Source organism: Mariprofundus erugo (genome assembly GCF_005818865.1).
Lineage (GTDB): Bacteria > Pseudomonadota > Zetaproteobacteria > Mariprofundales > Mariprofundaceae > Mariprofundus > Mariprofundus erugo.
In genome coordinates this window covers 89,786-115,242 of the sequence record NZ_VBRY01000004.1, presented here as the reverse complement: position 1 = coordinate 115,242, position 25,457 = coordinate 89,786, and the positions used below count along the sequence as shown (strand labels likewise).

The window sequence follows — 25,457 nt, the reverse complement described above, 5'->3', positions numbered from 1 at the left end:
TTGTGGGCGGCTATCGCCCATAGTATCTCTGTTGCTTCCGGTCATCCCTTTCAGTCATTAAGGCACCATTCTGTTGGCGGTGGTTGCATTAACCGGGCATACAGGCTTGATGGGCGTATGGCTGGCAAAGAGGTCACGTTTTTCGTTAAAACCAATCGGGCAGATTTATTGCCCATGTTGATGGCTGAGGCGGATGGTTTGCATGAGCTTGGCCGCGTACAGGCGATCAGGGTGCCATATCCACTCTGTTACGGGGCCGCTGCCAAAGCATATCTGGTCATCGAATATATTGAATTAGGCTCTCCTTCGGCATCATCATCCCGGCAACTGGGGGAACAGCTGGCTGCCATGCATCATCATCGATCCGGGCAATTTGGCTGGTTTCGCGATAATACCATCGGTTCAACGCCGCAACTCAATGCTCAGGCCGGGCACTGGCCCGATTTCTTTCGTCAGCAGCGACTGGCTTTTCAGCTCTCATGTGCAGCAGAGCATGGCTATGGCCGTCGATTGCAGCACAAGGGGGAGGCGTTGCTGGCAGTCATTGACCGATTTTTTGATACATATCTTCCACAGCCATCGCTGCTGCATGGCGATCTTTGGGGTGGCAATGTCGGCTTTGATCATCATGGAGCACCGGTCATATTCGACCCTGCGGTCTATTATGGCGACAGGGAGACTGATCTTGCCATGACAGAATTATTCGGTGGTTTTGACAGCCAGTTTTACGCTGCCTATCAGGACGCATATCCTCTGGATGATGGCTATCCGCACCGGAGGAGGCTTTATAACCTCTATCACATCCTTAACCATGCCAACCTGTTTGGCGGCGGCTATGTCAGGCAGGCGGAAGATATGATGGACCAATTGTTGGCCGAGGTATGAAGGCAGTGTGGTTGGTGATATGAGGATATTAATCGCGCCGGACAGCTTCAAAGGCACATTGACTGCACCTCAGGTGGCTGCCGTGATGGCGCAGGGAATGCGACAGATATGCGCTGCTGCCACGCTTCGTCTGATGCCTCTGGCTGACGGCGGAGAAGGGACCCGCGATGTACTGATGGCAGCACTGGACGGGTTTGTTCGCGAGGGTGTCGGTTATTTTGACATGGACGGGCGCCGCCATGCGGTCATCGAGTCGGCGCTATGGATTGGTTTGCATGCGGAGCTGAGTCACAGGCCGATTCATCAACGAGGTACGTCTGCGCCAGGTGAGATGGTGAAGAGACTCCTTGATGAAGGGATTCGCGATATATGGCTGGCTCTTGGTGGCAGTGGCACATGCGATGGTGGGCTGGGCATGTTGCAGGCGCTGGGGTGCCGGGCTTACGATCAAAAGGGGCAGATTTGCACGCCGGATCTTGCCGGTATGATGGCAGTAAGGCAGCTGGATGCAGCGCCACTGGATCATCGGCTTCAATCCTGTCGCCTGACGGCACTGGTCGATGTTGATAACCCGCTTTACGGTGAACAGGGGGCGGTTTACACCTATGCCGTACAGAAGGGGCTGGACATGGATGAGCTGGAGCATGTTGATCTGGCCATGCAGTGCTGGGCTGATTTGTGCGAAAGGGTATTCCGCTGCAAGGTTGCAGGGCTGCCGGGAGCGGGGGCTGCCGGCGGGCTGGGCTTTGCCTTAAAACTGCTTGGTGCAGCCGTGGTGCCGGGAGGAGCCTGGGTATTGCGGCAATGCGGATTTGACCGGCTGCTGAATGAGTGCGACTGGGTTGTGACAGGTGAGGGACGCAGTGATCTGCAAACCCTGCATGGCAAGTTGCCACTGATCGTGGCGCAGCAGGCTCGTCAGGCGGGCGTCAGGAGTGCGCTTATTTCCGGTGACGTAACAGCTGCAGAGGCACTGGCGCGTGAATTTGATCAGGTGATCAGTGTGCGTCCTCAATCGATGACATGTGCAAATGCCATGGCTCGGGCGGAGTCATTACTGCTTGCTGCGACGGCTCGCTGGATGGCTTCAAAAATTCCTGTGCAGTCATAAATTTCTGCTACAATAAGCCAGCTGTCGGAGCGACGGTCAGATCGGGATGGCAATAGTTTCTGCAGGTAGGCGGGCACCGGCTTGTCTGCGATCGATGCAGAGGCTTGCAGATCATCCTGCAGGAGGGGGAATGGGAACATCCGGCCAGCCACTTCAAGAGCAGACCCTTCACCAGAAGAGGCACAGGGTCAGTGATCATCAGTCTCGCTACTATCGCCTGCTAAATGCCATCCACGAGGTTTATTACAGTACCGATATGGATGGAAATATTACAGAGATAAGCCCGTCCATAAGGACCGTGGCCGGTTATGATTGCCATCAGATTATCGGTCGTCCTGCCACCTTTTTTTATCGTCACCCCGAAGATCGTAAAATTTTTCTCCAGCTGCTGCATCAGCATGCATTTGTCTCTGATTACGAGCTGGAGCTGATGCACCATGACGGTCGGGTGATTCACGTTTCGGCCAATGCCCATATCATGTTTGACGAGCAGAAGAGAGCCGTCGGCGTAGAGGGGATGCTGCGTGACATCACCGAACGGGTCGCGTTGCAAACAGAGCTGAAGCGGTTGAATGAAGAGCTGGAAGCGCGGGTGAGTGAACGAACCTGTGAACTTGAAGAGAAAAACAGGCAGCTTGAACTGTTGTTGATGTCGATTGAACAGTCGGCTGAGGCATTTATCATTACTGACCATGCCGGACGGGTGGAGTATGTGAACCCTGCATTCGAGCGCATCAATGGCTACAGTCCGGATGAAATACGCGGTAAAACGCTTTCGATTCTTAATAGTGGTGAACATGATGCAGGGGTATTTCATCATTTGTGGAGCACCATTCGCTCCGGGCGTGTGTGGGAAGGCACCCTGATCAACCGGAAAAAGAGCGGTCAGTGTTACCCTGCGCTGATGACGATCGTGCCGGTCATGGAGCGAGGGGAAATTACCCACTATACCGCGATCCAGCAGGATATGAGTAAATATGAGCAGCTGGAGGCCCAGTTCAGACAGGCACAGAAACTGGAGGCCATCGGTACCCTGGTTGGCGGGATCAGCCATGACTTTAATAATATGCTGGCCAGTCTGTTGATGAATCTCTATCTGGCCCGCAAGGAGGTACGCCTCCCTGACAAGCTGACTGACAGACTGAATATGACAGAGAAGCTTGTCATGCAGACATCCGACATGGTTCGGGATCTGTTGATTTTTTCCCGTGATGACAACGGTATAAAAGAGGAGCTGGAGCTCAATGAGATGGTGCAGAGCAGTCTCCGGCTGTTGCAGGTCTCTATTCCTGCGGAGGTGAAATTCAGTTTTATGCCGAGCCGGGAGAAGCTTCCTGTGCGTGGTGATGTGCGTCGCTTGCAGCAGGTGTTGATGAATGTGCTCAATAATGCGCGTGATGCACTGGCAGGGCGAAGTAAGGGCGAGTTATCACTTGCATTGCAACGTTATATTCCGGATCAGGAATTTCTCGATCGCCATCACTGTATTCATGCCGAGGTACTGGCTCACCTTAGCATCAGAGACAATGGAGCAGGTATGCCGCCAGAGGTGATGGAGCGGGTATTCGACCCGTTTTTTACCACCAAGAGTGCCGGTAATGGTACCGGTCTCGGGTTGTCGATGGTGTTCGGTTATATCGAGGAGCACGGTGGTGTGATTGAGGTTGAGTCAGAGGTGGATAAGGGGACGGTATTTCACTTTTTTCTACCCGTGATGGATCAGAGTGAGAAGGTCCTTTCTGTCTGTGACGAGGTGGTGCTGAAAGGGAATGGTGAGTTGATCCTGGTGGTGGATGATAATGAAAACTTTCGCCATGCATTGACAGAAGCATTGGCCGTATTGAACTACAGAACCATGACGGCTGCTGACGGGGTGGAGGCGTTGCTGATATTGGAAGCGCATCACCACGATCTGAGCCTGGCAATTATCGATATGGTGATGCCGCGTCTCTCCGGCAGCGAAGCAGCACGACGTATGCGCTTGCTGTCCCCATGGATGCCGATTTTGTTTGCGACGGGGCATGGTGACGCAGAGATGATACGTGAAGTTGATTCATTGAACCATGTCATGTTGTGTGAGAAACCGTTCAGGCTTGATCGCTTGTCACAACACATCCACGCCCTGATTCATGGTGGTCAGGCCGTGGATTGAGGCGGATCGGGTCGTGCTCACTGAACAAAGCCTGACTATCATGCGGGCTTATGTCTGTTGCGAAAAAAGTATGGTATCTCTGCTGTGCGCTTACTGCTCTGTCTTCTTGTGCGGGGCAGGCAAAGGTGCCTGTTGCATCGGTGCCGGCACTTACTCTTTCGGCCTATCAGGTGGATAGGGGCTGTCAGGGGGCACATCTGGATGCAGATCCGGCACTGCTTGATTTTGCCCGCGAGACGCTGGATAAAGAGCTGGGTGACAGGCTTGATCAGGAAGGGTTGATCGATCCATATGCGCCATTACGTGCAGAAATCTGTTTTGAGCAGATGCACTTGCGCACGACACTGGTGACGTTTCTGCTGTATCCGGTTGTGCGCCCTGATCAGCTGAAGGTGCAGATCATGTTGCTCAAGGGGAATCAACTGCTGCATACATGGCATTTAAATGCTGAAAATAATGCGGGTGGTTATATGGCATCGCCGGGCAGGGAGCGCCGGTATCGCATGCTGGTCAGTTTGATTAATCGAAAGTTTGTGCGCCTGCTGAAAACCAGCGACAGCAAGCCCTCATGATCACTTTTCCTGATCCGGAGCTGGCCAATGACGACGGGCTGCTTGCCGCCGGCGGTAATCTTGAGCCTGAAACGCTGTTGGCGGCATACAGCAAAGGTATTTTTCCATGGTATGCCGAAGGAGACCCCGTACTCTGGTGGGCTCCCGATCCCCGTATGGTTCTGTTTCCCGCCGAGTTTCATTGCTCCCGTCGGTTGGCTCGTCGCCTGCGCCAGTATCGTTTGTCGTGGGATGAAGCCTTTGCGGATGTCATCGGCTGGTGCGCAGGCATTGTCCGAAAAGGGGAGACTGGTACATGGATCCTGCCGGAGATGATCGGTGCCTATCAACAGCTGCATGCGTTGGGGCATGCACACTCTGTTGAAGTCTGGCAGGGCAATGAGCTGGTGGGAGGATTATATGGCGTGTTGTTACATGGTGTGTTTTTTGCTGAATCAATGTTCAGTCGAACAACGGATGGTTCAAAAATGGCACTCGCCCATCTGATTTCAATGGCAGATCAACATGGATGGGTGATGGTCGACTGTCAGTTTCATACCGACCATCTGGCAAGTCTCGGTGCCCGGGAGATTTCACGACGCGATTTTATGCAATTGATTGGATCATAATGTCTGCTTTACTTATCCTCCACCGGGGTCAGGTCTCGATTTGCTAATTTTGTTAGCAAATCGAGACCTGACCCCGGTGGGTGGAACGTTTATTGTTGCTTGCTCTGATGTTGGGGTGTGGTAAGCATGAGTCATATAATCCGCAGGTTCGCTGAGTGATATGATGCCTCAGCAAAGGATAGCTATGAGTTTGAAAACAAATCGTAAACAGCTTGTGATGACGGCAGTCCAGGGCGGGGTTGCGCCGGCCCACCAGTGGGCGCCATTTGAAGTGGGATCCGGCGGTGAGGTATTTTCCTGGCCTTCAACCGGAGGTATTACCTACAACGTCAAAATCGGTGATTCGGTATTCGGCTGGGCCGGTGAACATATCGAGCCGGGGGTGTCCTCAACCCTGAGTCACAGCAATCGCAAGGTCGAAGCCGGTTATCATTTTTTAGCCTGTTGCGGGAATCAGGTGCGCGTCATCAGCGGGGAGGCCAAAGGTGAATTCGGCACGGTGCTGGGGCATCATGGCGGTGTGAACCATTTGATGATTGATTTCCCCGATGCCACCCTTGAAAAGCTGACTTGTGATGACAAGTTTCTTGTCCGTGGCTATGGCCAGGGTTTGCAACTGATCGATCATCCGGATGTATATCTTTATAATCTTGATCCGGATGTCCTGGATACATGGGGTCTGCATGAGCGTGAGGATGGCAAGATAGAGGTGCCGGTTCATGTCATGGTTCCCGGTCATGCCATGGGATCAGGAATCGGCTCCCTCTCGGTGACGACCGGAGATTACGATATTCTTTGCCATGATGCCGAAACAGTCGCTGAGTATGGTCTCGACAGGCTCAGGTTTGGTGATTTTGTTGCGGTGATGGATCACGATAACAGGTATGGACGTACCTGGCGTAAAGGGGCGGTCACAATTGGAGTGGTGATTCATTCAGACTCACCACTGGCCGGCCATGGTCCGGGTATGATGACATTGATGAGTGCCTGTGACCAAAAGCTGGTACCTGTCCTGAGTGATCATGCGAACCTTGGTGCCCTGAAGGGTATTGGCCGTTACGCGGTGGAGTTGTAATGCGGGTTGCCTCTCTCCAGATGACATCAGGACCCGATCGCATGCAAAACCTGCGTGTGGCTTCACAGTTATTGCAGCAGGCGGCTGATCAGGGGGCAGAGCTGGCGGTTTTGCCGGAGAACTTCTCCCTGATGAGTGTGTCAGATCAGGAGAAAAGGGCGCTTGCCGAATCGGAGCAGCACTCATCGGTGCTGGATTTTCTGTCGCAACAGGCATCAGCGCATCAAATGGCGATCATTGGTGGCAGTATTCTATTGCGCGGTGACCAGGGGCTGCTGCGTAACAGCTCTCCGGCATTTGATGCTGATGGAAAATTGCTGGATATCTATGACAAGATACACCTGTTTGATGTGGAGATAGATGGTGAGTCATACCACGAGTCGTCCACGATTCAGCCTGGGCATGCTCCGGTTGTCGTGCAGCATGGGGCGTTCCGAATCGGGTTGTCGATCTGTTATGACCTCCGCTTTCCTGAGCTTTATCGCCATTATGCAGATGCAGGATGTCATATGGTTTCCGTTGTGGCTGCCTTCACCGCACAGACCGGCAAGGCTCACTGGCAGACACTGTTAACCGCCCGTGCCATTGAGAACCAGTGCTATGTGATTGCCTCAGCTCAAGCCGGGACGCATGCCGACGGGCGGAAAACCTGGGGGCATGCGATGATCATTGACCCGTGGGGAGAGGTGATGGCGATGCAGGAAGCGGGCGAAGGGGTGGTCATGGCTGATCTTTCTCTTGCCCGGCTTGAATCGGTACGTCGAATGCTTCCGGCTCTGCAACATCGGCGGAATATCCCTCCGATTTTACCGTAACTCGAACGGGATAAAGGTTTTTTTAGTCTATTCCACAGAACCTGTGGATAACCCGGTGGATAAAGCTGTGAGAAGGTAATGGTTTATTACACTGAAGTGACAGATGTCTGTTTTGCCTAAAATTTAGGCCTTCTGCATTGTTGTTATTTATCAATTAATTACGTTGGTTTGTGAAGTGCATTTGTTGCCCGTGGCAGACAAGTGTAAAAGTCGGGCGGATCTGTTTGCTGCAGTGGATATTTACTGCTCTTTTAGTTGTCTGAGGGCTTCGAACAGTGTAATACCGCAGGCTGTTGAGAGGTTAAGCGAGCGCACCGGCGCATCCTGCCGCATTGGAACCGTCAGAGGGGTGATATCAGCAAGAATGCGCTGGCTGAGCCCGCGTGTTTCCGGACCGAATACCAGCACGTCTCCGGCTTTATAGCGCACATCCCAAAAGCTTTTGCTCGCCTTGGAGCTCATGCCGAACCAGTTTCTCTCACCATTCAGCCGGAGGCGAAGGTCATCCCAGTTGTCATATTCAAATACATCCAGGTACTGCCAATAGTCCAGTCCGGCCCGCTTCAGGTAACGATCATCAAGCGAAAACCCCAGCGGATGGACCAGATGCAGCGCACAACCGGTGCAGGCGCATAAACGGGCGATGTTGCCGGTATTGGGTGGGATCTCCGGCTCGACCAGTACGATATGAATTGGATTACTCATGTGCTGTATCCTTGTATGGTGGCTGTCATATCGCAACAACACAGAACAGTCAGCTCAGTTGTTGGCACCGGTAAAAGCAGAGTCTTTCATTGCCGAATTCGGCAACGGCATGGTGTTGGCGTCGCTCTGATTAGAGAAGGCGGAATGGGTGGTAAGTGGCATTTATTCGGGAGATTCAGCTTATGCTTTGGCTCGAATCGTAGTATCGTTGCGATGTCAGAGAGTCAGGAGTTGAAATGAGTGAAACGCGGGCGCTGAAAGCACTAACCAGTCTGGACCGCTTCTATCAGGAATTACGAAAAATCCCCAGGCTGGACAGAGAGGAAGAGGAGGCCCTTGCCCGCAAGTGGCAGCGTGATCACGATCTTGCTTCCGTGCAGCAGCTTATCAACGCCAACCTTCATGTTGTCGCAGCGATTGCCCGTGAATACCGTCACTTTGGCCTGCCTGAGGAGGATCTGATTCAGGAGGGAACGCTCGGGCTGATGCAGGCGGTCAAACGCTTTGATCCGGATCGGGGCTTCAGGCTGAAAACTTATGCCGCCTACTGGATTCGGGCGTCAATCCACGATTTTATCCTGAACTCGTGGAGTATTGTCAAAATGGGGACCAACAAGTTGCAGCGGCGTATCTTTGCCGGTTTGCAAAAGGCGGAGTGTGCGATTGCCGCGCTTGAAGGGCGGGATCTTGAGGCTGTGGCCGAGCAGCACGGCACATCCGGTGAATCATATCAGGCCATTGCCGCCTCCTTTTTACGACGTGATTTCTCCATCGATTCGGATGCAACCGAAGAGGGGGCGGTGATTGAATTGCCGGCACCTGATGATTCCCCCGAGCAGTTGATGGAAGAGCAGGAGTGGCAGTCATTTACACGGACACAGCTGAAACTTGCGCTGGACCAGTTGCCTGAGCGCGATCGTTATATAATCCGGCAGCGCCATCTTATTGAGCCACCGGTGACATTGAAGGAGCTATCGGTTGAGCTTGGTGTTTCGATTGAACGCATTCGCCAGATAGAGGCGCGGGCCATGGAAAAAATTGCCCAATCCTGTTCAGATCTTGTAACCTGGGAAACAGAGTAGGACGGCCATAAATAAAAATGGCAGGAGCTAATGCTCCTGCCATTCAAAAAGTCATCGTTATCGGATGATTTAGTTCAGATGCTCATCGATAAATTCAATCAGTTTGGCCTTGTTCACAGCGCCGACTTTGGTACCCTGAACATTACCACCGGAGAACAGCATCAGGGTAGGGATGCCGCGAACACCATATTTGCCGGGGGTATTAGGATTGTCATCAATATTAATTTTCGCAATGGTGACCTGACCTTGCTTCTCGCCTGCAACTTCGTCCAGAATCGGCGCGATCTGTTTGCAGGGTCCGCACCATGGAGCCCAGAAATCAACCAGCACCGGGCCTGACGCTTTCAATACATCGGCGTCAAAGCTTTCATCGCTGACATGAATGATTAGATCTGAAGACATTTGATTTCCTCGTTTTCGTATGGAATGTTCGATACGTTAGTTCGGGGGGGGGGAGGCGTCAACCATGACAGAACAGAGCCGGCTTGAGCAGATCATCCGTACGCGCATCTCCGATGCAGGCGGTTTTCTTCCCATGGATGAGTATATGCAGGCTGCACTGTATGAGCCTGCACTCGGTTATTACGAAAGCAAAACGGTATTCGGCAAGGCGGGTGATTTTATTACCGCTCCGGAGCTCGGGCCATGGCTGGGGCTGGGGTTTGCCGACCTGATTGCCAATGTCTGGCAGCAGATGGGCGAACCAGAACACTGGACATTGATGGAGCAGGGATCTGGCAGTGGCAAGTTACTGGTACTGGTCAGCGAACTGTTGGGCCGGATGTTGCCCGCGCCACCCAGGAGGCTGATTTCTATTGAGCGCAGTGAAGGCCTGCGACAACGGCAAAAAGCCTTGTTTGATGAGAGGGGGATGCATGTCGAACAATATGCATCTCTGGATGAGATTGAACCGGTAGAGCATATTGTTGTCCTTAGCAATGAGCTGCCGGATGCGTTCCCTGTTCGTTGCTTTTGTTATCGCAGTGGCCAGTTCTTCGAGCGGGGAATCTCTGTCGGAGACGATGGCGCTTTGGCCTGGCGCAGCGCTGACCAGCCGATGCAGGCCCCGCCCGCAATTGCCGCCGAGCTGATCGCCAGCTGGCCGGATGGTTATATCAGTGAGTTTAATCCGGGGCTTTCCGGCTGGCAGCAGTCTGTCGCCCGCATAGTGCAACGGGGTGTCGTGATGACACTCGACTACGGATATAGTCAGGCTGAATATTATCGCCCCGGTCGTGTGGAGGGGACACTGCTGGCTCACGCAGGGCATACAGCTGTCGCTGATGTGTTCACCGGACCGGGAAGCCGTGATATAACTGCGCATGTCGATTTTACAGAGCTGGTTCGTTGCGGGAGAAGTGCCGGCCTGCAGCCGGTGATGTGGATGACCCAGGGGGGCTGGTTGGCCCAGTCGCCTTCCCTGCAGTCATTTGTGGAGTCGCTGGCCCGGCAGCCTGATGCCAACAGCATGCACCTGCTGGCCCACGCCAAGCGATTGCTGATGCCGTTTGGGATGGGGGAGGTATTCAAGTTGTTGATTCAGTCTGCCAATGTGGCCATTGAGCGCCCGGCCTATCTGGCACAGTTTGATCATCTGAAGGAGTTGCTGTCCCCATGTCGTTAACATCGTCCATCACAGCTGTTGCCGAGCGTATTCTGCCCGGCGGAGAAACCCTTGTACGGGCGGAAGGGATGACGATGCTGGTAGAGAATGTCGTACCGGGCGACAGCATACTGGTTCGTCCTGTGGGCAAGCGGCGGGGAGCCATGCGCGGTGAAGTGGTGCAGCTGTTGAAGGCTTCGGAAAAAAGGGTGGAGGCACCATGCCCTGTTGCCACCGAATGCGGTGGTTGTGCCCTTCAGTTTATTGCACAGGCCGATCAGCGCAGCCTTAAAAGTGAGTGGGTAAGTGATGCGTTCAGGTCACTGATCCAGACGGATACCATCGTGACCGGAGTAGCGGCAGAGGCTGTCGGTTTGCGTCGGCGGGTGCGCTGGGTGATGGGCCGCAGTGAGCGCGGCTGTGTTCCCGGATTTTATGCCAGCGCCAGCCATCAGGTGATTTACCACGAGCAATGTGTCGCAGTGACGCCGATATTGAATCAGCTGCACGACTATTTGCAGCAGCGTGATGATCTGTGTGCGGCAGAGGCGGTACAGGCAGTGGAGCTGAGCGATGGCATCCATGTGGTTATCGAAGGTGATGCAGCCACACTCTCCGGCTTTCCCGATCAACTGGCCGGTATACCGTTGCAGTGGTGGTGGCGCCATGATCAGGTAACGCGTCCGCTGACGCGGCCGGTGCAGGTGTTTCATGATGCATTGCCTGCCGGTTCTGCGGATGTGATGCTGGCGGTAGGACCTGATGATTTTGTGCAGGGGCAGCAGGCAGGTAACAGGCTGCTTATTTCGCTGATCCAGCAATGGAGCGGGCCGGTACGACGAATTGCCGACCTCTTCTGTGGTATCGGTAATTTGTCGCTGCCACTGGCGGTGGCGACCGGGGCTGTTGTCTGTGGTGCCGAACTTAATCCTGCCAGCGTCAGAGCTGCAACACTCAATGCCAAACGTTTGGGGGTGAGTGGTCGATTTGAGCAGGCGAATCTGTTTGAGCAGTTTGAGATGGAGCCCTATATTGCTGCGGATGTATTGATTCTGGATCCGCCTCGCCGCGGTGCCAAACGGATTTGTAGTCATATTGGCCAGCTGATGCCGAAAAAAATCATCATGATCTCCTGCGACCCGGTTGCCGGCGCCAGAGATGGAGCCATGTTGCAGCAGCATGGATACCGGCTAAAACGATTGCAGGCACTCGATCTGTTTGCCTATGCCGGCCATGTCGAGGCCATGAGTCTTTGGGAACGGGCCTGATTGTAACCGGATGAGCATGTGGCGATGGCTTATTCCGTTGGTCTTGATGCTTGCCTCTTGCCACGCAGCCCCCCCTTCACCGGGTTTGCTGAGAGTGGGACTGGCCCAGTTACCACTTACCCTTGATCCTCGATTTGCTACCGATGCGGCTTCAGTTCGCGTGCAGGAGCTGATTCATCGCGGATTATTGCGGTTGGATGATACATTTCAGGCAGAAGGGGATCTGGCAGAAAGCTGGCAGCACCCTGAGCCGTTGATCTGGCAGTTTAGGTTGCGGGAAGGCCTGCATTTTTCCGATGGGAGCAAGCTGACAGCAGCTGATGTGGCTGCCACATACAATGCCGTACTCAACCCCGATCTGGCCAGCCCGCTCAGAGCTGCATTTGATGCTGTACAACGTGTTGAGGCAAACGGTGACAGAACGGTACGGTTCTATCTTAAGCGGCCGGATGCTTCGCTGTTGCCCCGGCTTAACCTTGGTATTTTGCCGGTAGCGCTGGCTGGCAAGCCGCAACAGCCGCGCAACACACTTGGTTGTGGCCTGTTTGCCCTGGCGGCGTGGAATCAGAGCGGCCTGACACTTGAGCGCGTGGGGGCACATCCGGCCGACAGTTTTACCACGATTCATTTCTCGGCGGTGAAGGATCCGGTGACCAGGGTCTTGAAGATGGCACGCGGGGAGCTCGATTTTGTTGAGAATGACCTGCCTCCGTATCTGCTGGGCTATCTGCGCAAGCAACCTTCGCTGACCATGCAGACGCGATCGTCAACAACCTTCTCCTATCTGGGTATCAACCTGCATGACCGGCAGCTGAAAGATCTGCGCGTACGCCAGGCGCTTGCTCTGTCTCTTGATCGTCATCAGCTCAAAAAAGCACTGTTTGCAGATCTCCCTGTACTTGCGGAGACGATGCTTGTGCCGGCTCACTGGGCTGCTGTGAATTTGCCGGAAACATCATTTGATCCGGTGAAGGCGGCTATGTTGCTGGATCAGGCCGGTTTCCCGCTGCATGCCGATGGTATCCGCTTTTCGATCACCTATCGAACAAGTACCGACCCGGCCCGTCTGCAACTGGCAACAGCCATTGCAGCGATGTGGAGGCGCGTGGGTATTGATGTCCATATTGAGTCACTGGAGTGGGGCGGCTTTTATGCGCGTATCAAACAGGGGGATTTTCAGGTGTTTTCGCTGGCCTGGGTTGGCAATAGCGATCCGGATATTTATCGCTGGGTTCTGCATTCGTCGATGTGGCCTCCGAAGGGCTCCAATCGGGGCCGTTATGCCAATCCACAGGTTGATGCATGGCTTGACCAGGCAAGTGCAAGCACAGATGCTGACGAACGCAAAAAGTTGTATGGCAGAGTAGAGTGGCAGATGTATGCTGATATGGTCTATATACCGTTATGGTACGAACCGGTGATTGCTGTAAGCGGGGCCCGGTTAGGCGGGTTTACGCCAGCGGCGGATGGCTCGCTGTTGGGGCTTGCTTCGGCATTCCGGACGGAGTGAGTCGCGACGCTTTTTCCTGCGTTGCCAGACCACTGGCAGAATCGGTTTTTATGCAGCATACAGATACTTTAAGCGCAGGGAGTTGACGATGAATATACCCGATTTTTATCTCAAGTTGCGCCGTGTCGGCATTGATACCTACAAGGAAAATGTCGCCTACTTACATCGGGACTGCCCGATTTACCGGGCACAGGGGTTTCAGGCTCTGGCCAAGGTGGAGGTGAACAGTCGCCCTCGTGATCAGCAGTTGCTGGCCGTACTCAATGTGGTAAGTAATGACTGTATGATGGCAGTGGATGAGCTCGGTTTAAGTGAGCAGGCCTTCGAACAGCTGGGACTGGCCGAAGGTGAGACGGTCTGTATCTCCCATGCCGTACCACCAGCCTCCCTCGATGCCGTGCATCGCAAGATTGCCGGGGAGCGCCTGAATGGCGAGGACTTTCTCGCCATCATGCAGGATGTAGTGGATAATCGTTATTCCCATATGGAAATGTCGGCCTTTTTAGTAGCCTGTAGTCAGACCGGCATGGAGCGGGATGAGTTGCTTTATCTGACTCAGGCAATGGTCAATACCGGTGAACGGCTGGATTGGGGCGAACCGCTGGTCGCTGACAAGCACTGTATTGGCGGTATTCCTGGTAACCGGACGACGATGCTGGTGGTGCCGATTGTGGCAGCACATGGCATGCTGATTCCAAAGACATCAAGCCGGGCCATCACCTCGCCGGCAGGTACGGCCGATACCATGGAGACGCTGGCCAGGGTACAGCTGAGTCTTGAGCGGTTGCGCGAGATTGTGCGCCATGAGCGCTGTTGTCTGGCATGGGGCGGGACGGCGAAGCTGGCACCATCCGATGATATTCTGATTTCTGTAGAACGACCGCTGGCCATCGATTCTCCCGGACAGATGATTGCCTCGATTCTTTCCAAAAAAATTGCCGCCGGTTCCACCCATCTGCTGATCGATATACCGATCGGGCCTACGGCAAAGGTTCGCACCATGGATGAGGCGTTGCGGTTGCGTAAGATGTTTGAATATGTGGGTGATCGTTCCGGTCTTCATCTGGAGGTGGTGATTACCAACGGCGAGCAACCGATCGGGCGCGGTATCGGACCGGTTCTGGAGGCGCGTGATGTGATTCAGGTGCTGGAGAATGATCCGGCAGCACCAACCGACCTGAGGGAAAAGGCGCTCAGGCTGGCCGGGCGTATTCTTGAGTTTGATCCCGATGTGCGCGGCGGCCAGGGGTATGCCATCGCACGCGATATTCTGGAAACCGGTCGGGCGATGCGAAAAATGCAGTCCCTGATTGCAGCGCAGGGGATGAACGAGTTGCGGGCCAAGCCGGGGGTACTGGTCAAAGAGGTGATGGCGACCGAGAACGGTTTTGTGGTGGCGATCGATAACCTGCAGATGGCGCGCATTGCCCGCCTGGCTGGTGCACCGATGGATAAGGGGGCTGGTGTCGATCTGTTTAAAAAGATGGGGGACCCGGTGACAGAGGGGGAGCCCCTATACCGGATTCATGCCGAGTTCCCGTCTGACTTCGAATTTGCTCAGGATCTGGCTGAAAAAAACAACGGGTTTGCCATCGGTGATACTCCGCCGGCTCCCCGTTATTTTCCATCCTTGTAGCGAAAGGAGGGTACCATGAAGGTGTTAACATTTCCGGATGGTGAGGTGCAGGCAGCACGACTGGCAGACGCGCTGAGCCATGGTGATGCCGGGGTGATCAGTTATGCCCTGATTGAGGTGCATCGTTTTCCTGACGGTGAAAGCCGGGTCATGGTGCCGACCCCTTTGCCTGAGCAGGTCGTTATCTTCTGTAGTCTGGACCGGCCGGAGGGGAAGCTGATCGAGCTGTTACTGGCAGCATCAGCAGCCCGCGATCAGGGCGTGAAGCGCTTGATACTGGTGGTTCCTTATTTGTGCTATATGCGCCAGGACAAGGCCTTCCATGCAGGGGAAGCTGTCAGTCAGCGCGTGATCGGGAAGCTGCTTGCTGATGCATTTGATGTTGTGATGACTGTTGATCCGCATTTACATCGGGTGCATCAACTGCAGGAGGCGGTACCGGCAGCCACTGCAATTGCTCTTTCGGCAACGGGCCTGATGGCCGATTTTCTGCAGGAGCACGTGGAGCGGCCGTGGTTACTTGGACCCGATGCGGAGTCGCGACAGTGGGTTGAAGCCATTGCTGCCGGTCATGGCTTTGATGTCGGTGTGGCTGAGAAGGAGCGTCTGGGCGATAGCAATGTGCATGTTCATCTGCCCGGCGGTGCGAATGTTGCTGGTCGCAATGTTGTGCTGGTCGATGATGTCGCCAGTACCGGTCGTACTTTGCTGGCTGCGGCAGAAGCTGCAAGGGCGGCAGGAGCCGCTTCGGTTTCTGCAGTCGTCACCCATGCTCTGTTTGCCGGCGATGCCTGGAGCAAGTTGCGGCATGCCGGATTCGATCACATATGGAGCACCGATAGCATTTCTCACTCAAGCAATGTGATCTGTCTTGCTCCTCTGTTGGCGGATGCGATACAGGCTGTGTAGTGAAGGCATTGGCTCGCTCGAAATCGCTGGGTTACTCATCGATTCCCTGGAGCCGCTGTATCCGCTACTTGATTCTCGGCGCATCTATCAGGGGGAATCAAGTGGCATCAGCTCACCTTTACCGGCACTGGTTCCCGGACTTCCGCGATGGACAAAAAAAAGCCGCCCGGAGGGGCGGCTTTTCAACGATCACGCGGACCGATTTATTTTTCGGTTGAACAAACCAGCTCTTCCTCGATTTCCTTGCCGCTTTCAATTTCGTTGATGATCTTCTGGTAGTGCTCGTTAACCGGGCAGCCGCAGCTGTGCTGGCTGGTTGCATGCAAACGGGCCTGCTCAATATGCCACTGGGCTACTTTCAGATGCTGATCTACATTCATGGAATTCACCTTTTCTATGGATTCGGCTATGCCGCCTTGTAGGGGCATACTAACAAAGAGTGCTGTGAAAGACAAAATCACTGTTTATATGGTTTTGCCGATGTGAAATGTGGATGGCCCGGGTGCTGCATGCGATACCGGATGGCGTGGAGTTGTTGACCTGCTTTGTCCGTTGCCGTGACGATTCATGGATGGGCTCTGAACTCACTGCGTTCGATCAGGGGCGCAAACTGCTTAAACAACCATGGGTCGTGCTTGCTGCCGCATTCACTTTCAATCACCTGCATGATCTCTGCATGTGTACGCCCGCGATGATATGCGCGGGTTTCAGCCATTGCATCGTAGCTGTCGTTCAGGCTGATAATGCGGGATGCGATGGGTATGGTTTCACCTCGCAACTGGTCCGGGTAGCCATCGCCATCGAAATGTTCATGATGGTGACGGATGACTTCTGCAACCTCAATGCAGCCCTCAATGGATGTGGCCAGAATAATTTTTTCGCCGGTTTCTGCATGCCTGTTCATGATCGTGCGCTCATCCGGTTCGAGTCGACCGGGCTTGAACAGGATATGATCCGGAATGCCGATTTTGCCAATATCGTGGAAGGATGCGGCGATGGCGAGCAGTTCAAGTTCAGGTGCGTCCAGTCCGATCTGTTTTCCCATTTGCCATGAAAGTGCGTGAACGCGCCGGGAGTGCCAATGGGTGTGTTTGTCCCGATAGCGCAGTGCAACGGCAAGTGCCTGCGTATCCTTGTTCAGTAGTGAGTAATCAACGACTGCCATGTCAGACCTCCGTGAGTGCCACGCCCTGTCCACGGCATCCTGCCATAGTCCCGTCGATCCTTATCTGAGAATAGGTGTGATCTTCAGACTCTGCAATGCTGTCAGGGTATAGCTGGAACGCTGCACTTGAGCATGGTCTTTGGGTTGTTTGCGTTGATTCGATGGTCTCACAACTTTATGATATAGAGCTTGAATATGCAGGGGTAAACAAAATCAGGTGAACAGGGGGCATCGATGGCAGAATCAGCACGTTCTCATAACTGGCGTTTTTTTCGTGCAGGGGGGTTTGATCAGGTACTGATCGAAAATGCAGAGGATCTTTGTCGGCTGGATGAACTGGACGCCAAACTGTGGGCTTCGCTCAGCTGTCCGACGCATAACCTTGAAATGGATGCCGCTACCTTGCAATTGATCGATAGCGATACGGACGGGCGGATTCGACTTGCCGAGATTATTACAGCCGTTCGCTGGGCATGCTCCATGCTGCATAATCCCGGGATCATGCTACAGGAGGGGAGTTCACTTCCGCTTGCAGCAATCAACGACTCCACTCCGGCAGGTGCACTTCTGAAAGCATCTGCACAGCAGATTCTCGTTAATCGCGGCAGTTGCGGGGCTGACACTATCGACATTGCCGATGTGCTCGATATCCAGTCTGTTTTTGGTAAAACCAGATTTAACGGGGATGGTATTATTACCTCCGCATCGGCTGATGATGAAGAGCTCCGCCGCTTAATCAGTGAAATTGTCCAGTGTATGGGCGGTGTTGCAGATCGAAGCGGTGATCCGGGTATGGATGCCTCCATGAGCAAACAATTTTTTGAAGATGTGGCGTCCATTTGTCGCTGGCACGAAAAATCGATCAGCGATGCTGATGTGATTCTTCCTCTCGGTGAGGAGACGGCGGCAGCGCATCGTAGCTATAGTGTCGTGGCGGCTAAAATTGATGATTACTTTTCGCGTTGTCGTCTGGCCTCCTTTGATCCGCGGGCTGTGCTTCATATGAATTGTACGGACAGTCAGTTGAGTGCGATCGGCTCGGCCACACTTTCCGGAGATGCACAGGAAACACGTGATTTGCCGCTGGCCCGGATTGAGGCTGGCCAATCGCTGCCACTCGTAGAAGGGGTGAATCCTGCCTGGGCTGCGGCAGTTCAGTCGTTTCGTCAGCAGGTTGTGCAACCATTGCTTGGGGAGAGAGAGCTGCTGTCGGCAGAGGAGTGGAGCATCATCAAGTTGCGTCTGGCTCCGTTCGCCGGCTGGCAGGCCAGCCGGCCAGCGACAACGGTTGAGGCGTTAGGTGGTGAGCGATTACAGGCGATTCTGGCAGCTGGTTATCAGCCGGCGATCGACGCACTCATTGCCCGCGATCTGGAGCGACAGCAGGAGGCGAATGCGATAGCCGGAGTTGAAAAACTCCTTCGTTTTCGACGTGATCTGGTAACTCTGTTAAGGAACTTTGTCAATTTTGCCAATTTCTACAATCGGGACAGTCGCGCTATTTTTCAGGCCGGTACCTTGTTTCTGGATGGTCGCAGCTGTGAGTTGTGTATTCGTGTGGATGATGTGGCGAAACATGCTGCTGTCGCCCACCTTGGTCGTACATATCTTGCCTATTGTGAGTGTCGACGTCACAAGAGTGCCGAAAAGATGTTTATTGTGGCCGCATTTATGGCAGGTGATTCGGAAAACCTGATGGTGGGACGCAATGGTGTTTTTTATGATCGACAGGGGCGGGACTGGGATGCCACCATCGTCAAGATTATCGATCACCCGATCAGTGTGGCGCAGGCATTCTGGAGCCCCTACAAGCGGATTGGTAAAATGATCGGAGAGCAGATTGAAAAAATGGCTGCCGCACGTGACAAGGAGATGCAAACCCGGGCGGCAACGACCATCACTGAAACGGGCAAGAAGGTGGAGGGCGCCGCACCGGCCAAGCCTGCAGCCTTCGATGTCGGCAAGTTTGCCGGTATCTTTGCCGCTATCGGTCTGGCGATTGGTGCTATCGGTACAGCCATTGCCACACTCGTCACCGGTTTTCTCTCTCTGCCATGGTGGCAGATGCCACTGGCCCTGGTCGGAGTGGTGCTGGCGATCTCGTTACCATCCATGGTCATTGCATCGCTGAAGTTGCGCCAGCGTAACCTTGCACCGTTGCTGGATGCCAATGGCTGGGCAGTCAATACACAGGCACGCATCAATATCAGCTTCGGACGATCCCTGACCCAGGTGGCTCGACTACCTGAAGGAGCCCAGCGCAGGCTTGATGATCCTTTTGCGGACAAGCCATCCGGCTGGCCGTGGATATTGTTGATGAGTGCACTTGCCGGTGGCTGTGCTGCATGGTGGCTGGGCTGGCTGGTGTTCTGACGCTGGCCCCATCACGTTTGTCATATCACCGCATGATGCGGCATCAAGTTTGCTTGCCTTAGGTCAGATTTGACCCGTCGCTGCACTCTGTAGCGGGTACGGGGCGTTGATGATCAGGATTTCATTGTCCGCTGTCATAATGATTTGATCACTCTTCGCAATTGACTGAAAAATGATGCAGGGGGGGCTCTTTGCCAGCCAATATTGAGCAGTTGCTGACCGGTGAGCTGTATAGTGTGGATTTAACTGCGACGGCTGCCGAAGTAGTCAGCCTGATGCGACATAAACGTATCAGTTGCGTTCCGGTTGTTGATGATGCCGGCATAGCCGTCGGCATTATGACAGAGCGTGATGTGATGCGCCTGATTCACCGCAGCATGGATATGAACCAGACGGTTGCGACGGTGATGAGTCATCCGGTCAGAACAGCCAGTTCGGATACCTCGATTTTCGATGCCTACGAGCTTCTTAAGCGTGGTGAAATCCGGCATCTTGTGGTGACCCGGGATGGACTTGCGGCCGGCGTGTTGACGCATTCGGATCTGATGCGTGCTGTTGGTATGTTTGAGCTTCTGCAAAGAAAAAGTGCCAGTGACATCATGCTTTCCAGTGTGGCCCGCATTGCCTCCGATGACCTGGTGCAGGAAGTGATCGCACTGATGGTGGAGCGGGAAGTGACCTCGGTGGTGATTACCCATGAACGCCGGCCAGTGGGGATCATTACGGAGCGGGACATTCCGGTTGTACTTGAACGTGTAGATCATCTTCATACCCTGACCGCTGCAGATGTGATGAGTTCACCTGTGCAGATGGTACAGCTGAATACATCGGCATATGAGGCGGCTGAAAAGTTGCGCAGGAATCATATCAGGCAGCTGGTTGTGATTGATCACGATGGATGCATGGCTGGTATTATTACGCAATCGAGTTTGTTGATGGCGTTTGATGCCCGCTATGTTGAACACATGCGCAATCAGCTTCAGCTGGCTCAGGAGCGCTTGAGTCAGGGGGTGTTGCTGACAAACATCATGAACTCCGCGATTGATACAGCCATTATGGCGCTTGATTGTGAGATGATGATTGTCATTGCAAATCCGGCAGCAGTCGCAATGTTCTCATCAGAGTCAGATATGTTCATCGGGCTGAAATGGCAGCAGGCTATGGAGCAGGCCCGATTTACCGCTCCGGAGCCATCGGTCATTGTTGGCGAGATCGCTGATCATGGTACCTGCAAACATATGATTACCTCCAGCGGTGAAGATAAGCGCAGTATCGAGATCACTGTATCCGCAATCTGGGAGAAGGATGAGAAGCTTGGTTACCTGTTGCTCGCGCGTGATATTACCGAACGGCTGAATCGTGAGCAGGAGCGGGATGCCCGTATGCAGCAGCTGCGTACACTTTCCGGTGCCCTTGATGCTGCTGGTGAAGGCATCATGATCACTGATCCTCAAGGCGTTATTCAGTATGTGAATCCGGCTCTTTGCCTGCAGTCAGGTTATGCGGCGGACGAGCTCGTCGGCCAAACCCCTGCTCGCTTCAAAAGCGGCAGGCAGGAGGCCGCATTTTATACGGCGATGTGGCAGCGCATCAGTTCCGGTCATATATGGGAAGGGAAGCTTGTAGACCGGCGGAAAAATGGCGACATGTATCATGTGTTGATGTCGATCGCACCGGTATTCGATGAATCCGGCAGTATCAGCAATTATGTGGGCATCCAGCAGGACATGACGGATCACGCCATGCTTGAGGAGCAGTTGCGGCAGTCACAGAAAATGGAGTCGATTGGTACGCTTGTTGGCGGCATCGCTCACGATTTTAACAATATGCTGGCCGGAATGACCGGCAACCTATACCTCGCCCGCACGATGCTGGGAACACATCCGGCAGTCAGTCGCCTGGCAGTGGTCGAAGAGCTGGGCTTTCGCGCCGCAAAAATGATTCAGCAGCTGCTCACCTTTGCCCGCAAGGATTCGATCCAGATGAAACCGGTTCGGTTGACCTCCTTTCTGCAGGAGGTGCTTGATCTGAATCGCCTGGCAATCCCTGAAAGCATTCCGTTCTACAGTTCAATCATTGAACGTGAATTGATCGTACTCGGAGATGAAACACAGCTGCAGCAGGTGGTGATTAACCTGCTTACCAACGCCCATGATGCGGTGAGTGGTCAGCAGTCGCCGCTGATTACATTGCGGCTGGATGAGTATATTCCGGATGCTGCATTTCGCAGTCGCCATCCCTCACCGGATGAAAGCGTATTCGCCCGACTGACGGTCGCTGATAATGGTTGCGGTATTCCTGAGGAGAAGCTGGGCAAAATTTTTGATCCGTTTTATACGACCAAGGAGGTTGGCAAGGGCACAGGGCTCGGGCTGTCGATGGTCTATGGGGCGGTACAGAGCCATCGGGGCATCATTGAGGTGGAAAGCGGTGAGGGCCGGGGGGCTCATTTTCATATATATTTGCCCCTGCTGGGGGAAGAGGTTCGCTTGCAGCTGGATGAAGAGCCGTGCGGGGTGGTCAATGGCCATGGCGAGATGATTCTGCTGGTTGATGATGAAGCAAGCGTGCGTGAAACGGGGCAGGCGGTGCTGGAGAATCTGAATTATCAGGTGCTCACAGCAGTGGATGGAGAGCAGGCGGTAGAAATATTCGCAGCCAATCCGGCAGCGATTGATCTGGTGATACTGGATCTTGTGATGCCTCGCCTGGGCGGCTGGGCGGCTGCCAGCCGCATAAAATCGATCAGGGCGGACATACCGGTGCTTCTGGCTACCGGTTACGACAGGGAGGATGCTCTTAAGCAGAATACGCTTGATGATGGCGCGGTGGTGATTGGCAAGCCTTACCAGGTCAGCGAGCTGAGCAGGATTCTCAGGGAGTTACTGTATCAGCCATAGTAACACCTGTTGCGGGTTGTCGCGCTCTGATGGAGCGCTGACGTAATAGCGCCAGCATCAGCCATGCAGCCGCATGGGAGAGTCGGGTTCGGTCAGTCTCTTGATGCAGGGTGTTGAATAAAACGCGTAAGTGATTGATTAATTGCGCACAGGTGAAATGCGGTTTTTCACCCGTGCGCAATCAGTCAGCATCTCCCTAAATATGTTCGCGAGTTTTATGGAAGGTGATATCCGGCCACTGCTCAACGGTATAGTTGAGCTTCCACTGACTCGGCGCGAGGTAGGCGAGGAATCCATCGCCATCTTCTGCCAGGTTCATTTCAAACAGGCGCCGGAACTCTGCCAGCTTTTTGTCATTCTGACTGGTGATCCAGCGGGCCACCTGAAAATCCGTGCCTACGTAATCGGCATCTACACGGTATTCGGTTTTCAGTCTCTCCACGGTGACATCAAACTGCAGCACACCGACGGCACCGAGAATATAATCTCCACCAATCAGTGTTTTGAACACCTGCACGGCTCCTTCTTCGGAGAGCTGTACCAGTCCCTTGTGCAGCTGTTTGCGTTTCATCGGGTCTTTCAACCGGATGCGGCGGAAAAGTTCCGGTGCAAAGTTCGGAATACCGGTAAACTTCAGCAGCTCCTTGCTGGTAAAGGTATCCCCGATTTTGATGGTGCCGTGATTATGAATGCCGATAATGTCACCGGCATAGGCTTCTTCAACATGGGCCCGGTCCTGTGCCATGAAAATTGTGGCATTCGGTACCTTGATGTCCTTGCCAATGCGGTGGTGACGTACACTCATGCCTCGCTCAAATCGGCCTGAACAGATACGGAAGAATGCGATGCGGTCACGGTGAGCCGGGTCCATGTTGGCCTGAATTTTAAAGCAGAAACCGGAGAAGTCGCTTTCATCCGGGGAAACGGTTCTCTCCATGGCTTCACGGGGGCCGGGCGGGGGAGAGAGCTCGACAAATGCATCGAGCAGCTCTTTGACACCGAAGTTATTGACGGCCGAGCCAAAGAATACCGGCGTCTGGGTGCCGGAAAGAAAATGATCCAGATCAAAAGGGTCAGCAGCACCTTCAAGCAGTTCGATGTCCGAGCGGAGCTCGTCAGCCTGGTGGCCCAGAATTTGATCAAGTTTGGGATCGTTCAGATCATCGATATGAATGGTTTCAAAATCGGCCGTTTCCATACCGGCGGTAAACAGATTCAGCTCTTTTTTGTAAAGGTTATAAACGCCACGGAATGATTTTCCCATGCCGATCGGCCATGAAAGCGGGGTACACTCAATCTGGAGTTTGTCCTCAATTTCAGCCAGCAAATCAAGAGGTTCCAGGCCTTCGCGATCGAGCTTGTTGATAAAGGTGACGATAGGCGTGTTGCGCATGCGGCACACCTCCATCAGTTTTTCCGTTTGTGGCTCAACACCTTTACCTGAGTCGATGACCATCATCGCCGAGTCGACCGCCGTCAGTACCCGGTAGGTATCTTCCGAGAAGTCCTGATGGCCGGGTGTATCAAGCAGGTTGATTTCAAAGTTTCGATAATTGAACTTCATAACAGAAGAGGCAACGGAGATGCCGCGCTCCTGTTCGATTTTCATCCAGTCCGAGGTTGCATGCCGTGATGCCTTGCGTGCCTTGACCGCACCAGCCATCTGAATGGCGCCACCGAACATCAACAGCTTCTCGGTCAGTGTGGTTTTACCGGCATCCGGATGGGAAATAATGCCAAAGGTACGGCGCTTCTGGATTTCCTTGTTCAAACTCATGCATGTCTCTCCGGACGGGTTCAGTTTCACTCAATGGGTCGATGCAGCCGCAAAACCCCATACATGGGGCTTTTTAGGCCAATGCAAACACATGGTTTACGCTTTCTGCACAGGCGCGTTAACGACTACTCTTGCCAGGCCATGCTTTCCATGCAGCTGTATCCCATGCCGGCAACGGGTGGTGCCAGTGAATCATTAAAGGGGGCGCAGTGTAGCGAAGTTATCGCTGGTTGTGGATACTCATTGTGATGTTGAGATCACATCGACGGGCGATGTAGGTATTCCCGGGCTTCAGGGGGTCGCGGAGCGATACACCTTTCCACTGGCATCGACCCGAATAAGTTGCAGTGATTGGGGGAGCGGGGAAACCGGGGCAATAAACAGTGCGGTGCTCCAGGCATCAGCCAGTGTGGCCGAGGGGGCAATGACGGTCGCACTCTGGCTGTACATCGCAGGTTGGCCGGATTTTGGATCAAGAATATGATGATATCGCTTTCCGTTATACGTAAAGAAGCGTTCATAATCACCCGATGTTACAATGCTTTTATCGCCTTCCATCGAGAGCGACAAAAGCACTTCACCTGCCTTGCGCGGATGGCGAATACCGATTTTCCATGGCCGGTTACCATGACGGCCGATTAGCCTGATATCACCACCTGCATTGATGATGGCGTTTTCAATATGGTGTGCTTTGAGGACGGCGATACCACGATCAATGGCGTAACCTTTGGCAATGCCGCCGAAATCCAGCAGGCAACGGCGATCGCTGCGCAACCATTGGCTGCTGACATGGCGAACGCAATCCGCTGGCGCCATGGCTTTATCGATAGCGCCGGCTGCAGGCGGGGTGACAGGGGGGCTGTCAGTTGAAAAACCCCATAGCAGGTTTTCTCCGCCGAGAGCCGGATCAAATGCGCCCTGACTTTGCTTTTGAATCTGCAGTGATAATTCAAGAAGGTCGCTGACTTCATCAGGGAGTGTGATGGCCGTGTTGGGGGGGCTGGCATTGAATGCCTTGACGGTATTGGAAACATTGCCATAAATGGTAAATGCATCTTCAACCCGCTGCATTTCAGCGGCTGCATCGGTAATCGCCCGTTCCGCTGTCTCACGGGGGATACCTGTCACAGTGAATTCGACCAGTGTTCCCATCATGAAACGGGTATCGTGAATATCGGCAGGAGCCGTGCAGCCGGAAACAGGCAGCATGATAGCAGTCAGCAATGAGAGGCGATGTAGCAGCAGGCGCATGGCTCCATACTTACGATACCAGGCAGGCAGGCAAGTGCGATTTTTTATGCGGAGGCTTGC

Annotated in this window: 21 protein-coding genes; 15 read left to right on the top strand and 6 right to left on the bottom strand. The window is 53.9% G+C overall.

Annotation, left to right across the window (positions count from 1 at the left end; translation table 11 throughout):
* From FEF65_RS05370 to FEF65_RS05340, 7 genes are all read left to right on the top strand, one after another.
* A complete protein-coding gene (locus FEF65_RS05370; protein WP_138238775.1) occupies nt 1-885 on the top strand; it encodes a fructosamine kinase family protein in 885 nt (294 codons plus the stop codon).
* A gap of 19 nt (nt 886-904) precedes the next feature.
* A complete protein-coding gene (locus FEF65_RS05365) occupies nt 905-1,996 on the top strand; it encodes a glycerate kinase (RefSeq protein ID WP_138238774.1) in 1,092 nt (363 codons plus the stop codon).
* A 130-nt stretch (nt 1,997-2,126) separates the two neighbouring features.
* The gene (locus FEF65_RS05360) at nt 2,127-4,148 is read left to right on the top strand and encodes a PAS domain-containing hybrid sensor histidine kinase/response regulator (RefSeq protein WP_161595183.1); all 2,022 of its coding nucleotides are present in this window, start codon (nt 2,127-2,129) and stop codon (nt 4,146-4,148) included.
* A gap of 125 nt (nt 4,149-4,273) precedes the next feature.
* The gene (locus tag FEF65_RS05355) at nt 4,274-4,720 is read left to right on the top strand and encodes a hypothetical protein (protein WP_161595182.1); all 447 of its coding nucleotides are present in this window, start codon (nt 4,274-4,276) and stop codon (nt 4,718-4,720) included.
* The gene (gene aat / locus FEF65_RS05350; protein ID WP_138238771.1) at nt 4,717-5,328 is read left to right on the top strand and encodes a leucyl/phenylalanyl-tRNA--protein transferase; all 612 of its coding nucleotides are present in this window, start codon (nt 4,717-4,719) and stop codon (nt 5,326-5,328) included. The genes FEF65_RS05355 and aat overlap by 4 nt, the downstream gene beginning before the upstream one ends.
* Before the next feature lie 184 nt (nt 5,329-5,512).
* Complete coding sequence (locus FEF65_RS05345) at nt 5,513-6,403, top strand: DUF4438 domain-containing protein (RefSeq protein WP_138238770.1); 891 nt, start codon at nt 5,513-5,515, stop codon at nt 6,401-6,403.
* Entirely contained in the window at nt 6,403-7,218 is an 816-nt protein-coding gene (locus FEF65_RS05340) for a carbon-nitrogen hydrolase family protein (RefSeq protein WP_138238769.1), read from the top strand. Before FEF65_RS05345 ends, FEF65_RS05340 begins: the two co-directional genes overlap by 1 nt.
* A gap of 240 nt (nt 7,219-7,458) precedes the next feature.
* On the opposite strand, the gene FEF65_RS05335 is transcribed toward FEF65_RS05340, so the two are convergent.
* On the bottom strand, nt 7,459-7,923 hold the full coding sequence (locus FEF65_RS05335) for a tRNA (cytidine(34)-2'-O)-methyltransferase (RefSeq protein ID WP_138238768.1): 465 nt from the start codon (nt 7,921-7,923) through the stop codon (nt 7,459-7,461).
* Between the two features lie 236 nt (nt 7,924-8,159).
* On the opposite strand from FEF65_RS05335, the gene FEF65_RS05330 reads away from it, so the two are divergent.
* The gene (locus tag FEF65_RS05330; protein ID WP_138238767.1) at nt 8,160-9,005 is read left to right on the top strand and encodes an RNA polymerase factor sigma-32; all 846 of its coding nucleotides are present in this window, start codon (nt 8,160-8,162) and stop codon (nt 9,003-9,005) included.
* A 69-nt stretch (nt 9,006-9,074) separates the two neighbouring features.
* Here the strand turns inward: FEF65_RS05330 and trxA are convergent, their stop codons facing one another.
* Nucleotides 9,075-9,407: a thioredoxin TrxA gene (gene trxA / locus FEF65_RS05325; protein ID WP_138238766.1), complete on the bottom strand. Its 333-nt coding sequence runs from the start codon at nt 9,405-9,407 to the stop codon at nt 9,075-9,077.
* A 64-nt stretch (nt 9,408-9,471) separates the two neighbouring features.
* Between trxA and FEF65_RS05320 the strand changes: the two genes are divergently transcribed.
* The 5 genes from FEF65_RS05320 (at nt 9,472) to FEF65_RS05300 (ending at nt 15,931) form a co-directional block, all read left to right on the top strand.
* Entirely contained in the window at nt 9,472-10,629 is a 1,158-nt protein-coding gene (locus FEF65_RS05320) for a class I SAM-dependent methyltransferase (RefSeq protein WP_138238765.1), read from the top strand.
* On the top strand, nt 10,620-11,876 hold the full coding sequence (locus FEF65_RS05315) for a class I SAM-dependent RNA methyltransferase (protein WP_138238764.1): 1,257 nt from the start codon (nt 10,620-10,622) through the stop codon (nt 11,874-11,876). The genes FEF65_RS05320 and FEF65_RS05315 overlap by 10 nt, the downstream gene beginning before the upstream one ends.
* 10 nt (nt 11,877-11,886) lie before the next feature.
* Nucleotides 11,887-13,386, top strand: a complete 1,500-nt coding sequence (locus FEF65_RS05310; protein WP_138238763.1) for an ABC transporter substrate-binding protein — start codon at nt 11,887-11,889, stop codon at nt 13,384-13,386.
* Nucleotides 13,387-13,474: 88 nt separating this feature from the next.
* On the top strand, nt 13,475-15,022 hold the full coding sequence (locus tag FEF65_RS05305) for a thymidine phosphorylase family protein (RefSeq protein ID WP_138238762.1): 1,548 nt from the start codon (nt 13,475-13,477) through the stop codon (nt 15,020-15,022).
* Nucleotides 15,023-15,037: 15 nt separating this feature from the next.
* A complete protein-coding gene (locus FEF65_RS05300; protein ID WP_138238761.1) occupies nt 15,038-15,931 on the top strand; it encodes a ribose-phosphate diphosphokinase in 894 nt (297 codons plus the stop codon).
* A gap of 203 nt (nt 15,932-16,134) precedes the next feature.
* On the opposite strand, the gene FEF65_RS13490 is transcribed toward FEF65_RS05300, so the two are convergent.
* Entirely contained in the window at nt 16,135-16,311 is a 177-nt protein-coding gene (locus FEF65_RS13490) for a hypothetical protein (RefSeq protein WP_162847954.1), read from the bottom strand.
* A gap of 185 nt (nt 16,312-16,496) precedes the next feature.
* Entirely contained in the window at nt 16,497-17,096 is a 600-nt protein-coding gene (locus FEF65_RS05295) for an HD-GYP domain-containing protein (protein WP_138238760.1), read from the bottom strand.
* A gap of 234 nt (nt 17,097-17,330) precedes the next feature.
* On the opposite strand from FEF65_RS05295, the gene FEF65_RS05290 reads away from it, so the two are divergent.
* The gene (locus tag FEF65_RS05290; RefSeq protein ID WP_138238759.1) at nt 17,331-19,469 is read left to right on the top strand and encodes a hypothetical protein; all 2,139 of its coding nucleotides are present in this window, start codon (nt 17,331-17,333) and stop codon (nt 19,467-19,469) included.
* A 191-nt stretch (nt 19,470-19,660) separates the two neighbouring features.
* Nucleotides 19,661-22,369 carry a CBS domain-containing protein gene (locus tag FEF65_RS05285; protein ID WP_138238758.1) on the top strand — a complete coding sequence of 903 codons (2,709 nt, stop codon included), beginning with the start codon at nt 19,661-19,663 and terminating at the stop codon, nt 22,367-22,369.
* A gap of 196 nt (nt 22,370-22,565) precedes the next feature.
* Here FEF65_RS05285 and FEF65_RS05280 read toward each other — a convergent pair whose 3' ends face one another.
* Together FEF65_RS05280 and FEF65_RS05275 are read right to left on the bottom strand one after the other, a co-directional pair.
* A complete protein-coding gene (locus FEF65_RS05280; RefSeq protein ID WP_138238757.1) occupies nt 22,566-24,146 on the bottom strand; it encodes a peptide chain release factor 3 in 1,581 nt (526 codons plus the stop codon).
* A 291-nt stretch (nt 24,147-24,437) separates the two neighbouring features.
* Entirely contained in the window at nt 24,438-25,397 is a 960-nt protein-coding gene (locus tag FEF65_RS05275; protein WP_138238756.1) for an FAD:protein FMN transferase, read from the bottom strand.
* Between the last annotated feature and the right edge of the window lie 60 nt (nt 25,398-25,457).